Source organism: Synechococcus sp. H55.11 (assembly GCF_047462475.1).
Taxonomy (GTDB): Bacteria; Cyanobacteriota; Cyanobacteriia; order Thermostichales; family Thermostichaceae; genus Thermostichus.
In genome coordinates this window covers 1-4,306 of record NZ_JANSJI010000244.1, presented here as the reverse complement: position 1 = coordinate 4,306, position 4,306 = coordinate 1, and the positions used below count along the sequence as shown (strand labels likewise).

General features: G+C 61.0%; 6 protein-coding genes. 1 reads left to right on the top strand and 5 read right to left on the bottom strand.

The annotated features are described in order from the left end of the window. Positions 1 to 20: 20 nt before the first annotated feature. Positions 21 to 527 carry a hypothetical protein gene (locus NW853_RS09850; RefSeq protein ID WP_414336002.1) on the bottom strand — a complete coding sequence of 169 codons (507 nt, stop codon included), beginning with the start codon at positions 525 to 527 and terminating at the stop codon, positions 21 to 23. Between the two features lie 63 nt (positions 528 to 590). After that, a complete protein-coding gene (locus NW853_RS09845) occupies positions 591 to 1,412 on the bottom strand; it encodes an ion transporter (RefSeq protein WP_414336003.1) in 822 nt (273 codons plus the stop codon). A gap of 140 nt (positions 1,413 to 1,552) precedes the next feature. Here NW853_RS09845 and NW853_RS09840 point away from each other — a divergent pair, with 140 nt between their 5' ends. Continuing rightward, the gene (locus NW853_RS09840) at positions 1,553 to 2,146 is read left to right on the top strand and encodes a Maf family protein (RefSeq protein WP_414336004.1); all 594 of its coding nucleotides are present in this window, start codon (positions 1,553 to 1,555) and stop codon (positions 2,144 to 2,146) included. On the opposite strand, the gene gatB is transcribed toward NW853_RS09840, so the two are convergent. The 3 genes from gatB to NW853_RS09825 are packed head-to-tail and all read right to left on the bottom strand — an operon-like array spanning position 2,143 to position 4,145. Further along, entirely contained in the window at positions 2,143 to 3,615 is a 1,473-nt protein-coding gene (gene gatB / locus NW853_RS09835; protein ID WP_414336005.1) for an Asp-tRNA(Asn)/Glu-tRNA(Gln) amidotransferase subunit GatB, read from the bottom strand. The two genes, NW853_RS09840 and gatB, sit on opposite strands and share 4 nt — an antisense overlap. Positions 3,616 to 3,672: 57 nt before the next feature. Beyond that, a complete protein-coding gene (locus NW853_RS09830) occupies positions 3,673 to 3,957 on the bottom strand; it encodes an acylphosphatase (protein WP_414348919.1) in 285 nt (94 codons plus the stop codon). Next, complete coding sequence (locus tag NW853_RS09825) at positions 3,954 to 4,145, bottom strand: hypothetical protein (protein WP_414336008.1); 192 nt, start codon at positions 4,143 to 4,145, stop codon at positions 3,954 to 3,956. Before NW853_RS09825 ends, NW853_RS09830 begins: the two co-directional genes overlap by 4 nt. Positions 4,146 to 4,306: the final 161 nt, after the last annotated feature.

Below are 4,306 nucleotides of genomic sequence, written 5' to 3'. Positions count from 1 at the left end.
GGCAGCCTTCCCCAATTGGACTAACGGCGGGTGCGGGATCGAGTCAGCCTTCGGATGGCTTTCGCCGCGCGATAGGTGGCCCAGATCAGGTGAACGAACAGGGCCAGCACCACCATCGCCACTGCCGCCGCCCCAACGTTGCCCAGCCAGCCCCACTCCTCTAGCCCCGTCAGGGCCACCAAGGCCCAAGAGGCAGGGTGCAGCATTCCCCCCAAAAGGAGAATCTGGGAAAACAGGTGCCCGGCTGTGAAGCGGGATCCCAGCGTCACCAGGGCCAGCCCGCCGCCGATGTTGATCAGCCCCATATTGCCCAAAAAGGCGTAGCAGATGTGCCAGGCGTACTTTTGTTTGGGCACCTCTTGCCAGGAAAGAGGCTCGGCAGGGATCCCTGGCAAATCTTGCGGAGCGGGCAGCAGCGGCTGAACCTGGCCGAGGATCCAGCCGAGAGCAATGGCGGCGACCAGCATCGCCACTCCCGCCTTCACATTTAACTTGCCGGGGATGGTTAGCTCAGGGTGGGCCCACATCGCCGATCCTCCGCCCAATCTGTCCTAGCCTATCCTGTCTTTGCCCCCCATTGGCCAACGGCCTCAATCCGTGGGATAGAGCGGCGTGCCACAGCGCTTACAAAACTGGGCATCCTCATCGTGCTGGGAGAGGCCACAGCCTGGGCAGGCCCACTGCACCGAGGTGCTGCTTTTCACCAGTTGCTTGATCAGCTCTCCCACCTGCCAAGGGATCAGGGCAACACCGGTCAAGATCATCAGCACCGTCAACAGCCGGCCCAGCTCAGAGGTGGGGGTGAGATCCCCAAACCCCACCGTGGTCATGGTGACAACAGAAAAGTAGAAAGCATCCAAAAAGGTGGCAAAAGCGCCGGGATTGACCGGATGTTCCACCTGGTAGATGAGGCCAGAGTAGACAAAGACAATCGCAAAGAGAGTAAAAAGGATGCGCAACAAGATGCGGGTGTCAGCGGAGATTACCTGACCAAATAGGGTCTTGCCCTCCACCAGGCGCAGCAGCCGCAAGATGCGGAACCAGCGCAAGAGGCGGATAAAGCGAATATCCGTCAGCCCGGCAAAAAAAGGCAAAATCGCCAGCAGGTCAATCAGCGAATAGAGACTAAAGAGGTAGCGCAGCTTTTGCGGAGCCGCTGCCCAGCGCAGCAGATACTCCACCACAAACAGGCCGAGGATGAGGCGATCCAACCGCTCCAGCCCAAGGCGCACCTGGGGAGAAATGGGGTAGGTCTGTACCACAAAAAAGGCAGACGAACAAAGAACCAACCCCGCCACCAGCCAGTTCACCCAGCGGCTTTCAGGAGTGTCTTGATCCCCCCAATACCGCTGGAGGAGGCCAGCAGGGACAAGCTCGGCTTGAGGGGGGGCCTGGGAGGGTAGGGTGGTCACAAACGGGATCCAGTTGGGAGAGATCGAGAGAGTTTCCTTTCAGCGCCTATTGGGCGTACCTTGACTAGGGTAATGGAAACTGGTAAGTGGAGCGAACTTCGCTCCTGCAAACGTCTAGGCTTGAGTTGAGTATTGAATCGATGTTGCCTCCCATTGTCCTGGCTTCGCAATCTCCTGCCCGCCGCCAATTGTTAGAAGCTGCCCGGATCCCTTTTCGCGTTCAACCCAGCTATTTTGACGAAAGCCAAATCCAAAGCTCGGATCCGGTGGAGCTGGTGCAGAAGCTGGCCTCGGCCAAAGCCGAAGTGGTGGCGGCCCAACAACGGCAGCCCGTCTTGGTTATCGGGGCCGACTCGGTGCTCTACCTAGGTGGCGAGATCCTGGGCAAGCCGGCCAATGCTCTGGAAGCGGAACGGCGCCTGCGGCAAATGCGGGGCGAAGTGGGAGAGCTCTACACGGGCCATGCCTTGATTGATACGAGGCAGAGCCGCCGCCTCGTCCACTATGCGGTCACACGGGTGTTTTTTGCCAAGCCCAGCGACGAGGAGATCCGCGCCTACGTGGCCACCGGCGAGCCGCTCAATTGTGCTGGCTGCTTTGCCATCGACGGTCGGGGCAGCCTGTTCGTGGAGCGGATCGAGGGGTGTCCTGGCAACGTCATTGGGCTGAGTTTGCCCCTGCTGCGGCGCATGATCCAGGAGCTGGGCTATTCCCTCACCGAGGCCTGGAGTTAGCCGTCCAGGTGCTGCCGGAGCAGCTCGTTGGCCAACTTGGGATCCGCCCGCCCCTCGGTTTTTTTCATCAATTGCCCGACAAAGTAGCCGAAGAGCTTGGTTTTGCCCCCCCGATACTGCTCAAGTTGCTCGGGGTTTTCCGCCAGCACCTCGGCGATCATCTGCTCCAAGAGGCTGCCATCGGAGATTTGGGTCAGGCCCTTGGCCTCCACCAGGGCGCGGGCCGAACCGCCTTTTTCCAGCAGCTCCGGCAGGATCTCCTTGGCAATTTTGCTGGAAATGACGCCCTGCTCGATGAGGCCGATTAGCTCGGCCAGGGTTTCCGGCTTCAGGGCGATGTCCGGGTAGTCCAGCTTGTGGGTGTTGAGGTAGCTGGCGATGTCGCTCATCATCCAGTTGGCGGCTGCCTTCGGGTCGGCGCCAGCGGCAACCACGGCCTCAAAGTACTCGGCGGTGTTGCGTTCGTCGCTGAGGTAGCGGGAGTCGTACACCGAAAGTCCGTACACCTCTTGGTAGCGCCGCCGCTTCACGCCGGGCAATTCCGGCAGCTCCGCCTGCCAGCGGGCTTTTTGCGCTTCGGTGACGCGGATGGGCGGCAGATCCGGCTCGGGGAAATAGCGGTAGTCGCTGGATCCTTCTTTCTTGCGCATGCTGATGGTGCGCTGGCTGTTTTCTTCCCAGAGGCGGGTTTCCTGCACGATGGGCTCGCCTGCTTCCACGGCTTTGACTTGGCGGTTGAACTCGTACTCGATGGCCCGCTGGATGGCGTTGAAGGAGTTCATGTTTTTGATTTCCACCTTCGTGCCGAAGGTCTGGCTCCCCAGCGGGCGCACCGAGATGTTGACGTCGCAGCGCAGGGATCCCTCCTGCAGGTTGCCGTCGCACAGCCCGGCGTAGCGCAGGATGCGGCGCAGCTCCTGCACATACTCGGCTGCTTCTTCCCCGGTGCGGATATCCGGCTCGCTGACGATCTCGATGAGGGGAACTCCCGCCCGGTTGAAATCCACCAGGGAATAGCTGGATCCTGAGAGCCGATCGCTGCCAGCGTGCACCAATTTGCCCGCGTCTTCTTCCATGTGCAGACGGGTGATGCCGATGCGCTTGCTGCGGCCATCGCTGAGCTGGATCTCGACCCAGCCCTGGGTGGCAATGGGCAGGTCGTACTGGGAAATTTGGTAGTTTTTGGGCAGGTCGGGGTAGAAGTACTGCTTGCGGTCGAACTTGCTGTAGGGGGCGATGGTGCAATTGAGGGCCAAGCCGGCCTTGACCGCGTATTCCAGCACCTTCTCGTTGAGTACCGGCAGCGTGCCGGGCAGGCCCATGCAGATGGGATCAATTTGGGTGTTGGGGGGAGCGCCAAAGGCCGTCGCGCTGCTGGAGAAGATCTTGGAGCGGGTGCTGAGCTGGCAGTGCACCTCCAACCCAATCACAGCTTCGTATTCCACTTTGGCAGGGGCAGCAACCGTCATGGCTTCGGAAAGAGAATGCTGTTTCCCCATTCTAGTGGGATGTCGCCGGTTTCCCTCTCAAACGGTGGGACGGATCTCGAAGGTGGAGAGGCCCTCGGGCAGCTCGCAACGCTGTTCAACGGCCTCCACCTGCGAGCCGGGGCTGCCTTGCTGGCACCAGCGCAGCATTGCCTCCACCGCCGCCGGGGATCCCTCAAAAACGGCCTCCACGCGCCCATCCCGCAAGTTGCGCACCCAGCCGCCAACACCGGCGTTGCGGGCCATCGCTTCGGTGTAGGCGCGAAACCCCACCCCCTGCACTCGCCCGCGTACCCAAACGTGAACGCGAACCCTGTCGCTCATGTTGATGCCGATCCCTCTGAGGTACTGCCAGGTTCTGGGGCCGAGGTCGGCTCGGCTGGCTGGGCGGCAGCCTTCTCCGCCTGCTGCTCCAGGCGCTGCCAAAGAAAGTTAATGAGGGCAACCAGCGTCAGGATCCCCAACGAGATCCCGCCGGCGTACCCAATGGCTTGCCACAGCACAGAGGACATGAGCTTAACCTCACGAATGTCGGTGCGGAGGAACCCAACCTTTCTGCACCTTAGCAGAGGTCTTGGCCGACCAGGCGACCTATGGGCACGTTTGACAAACCCTCTGGAAAACCGTTCCGGCACAGAGATTTGACGGCAGGGGCAAAAGACTGGGTTGGCCT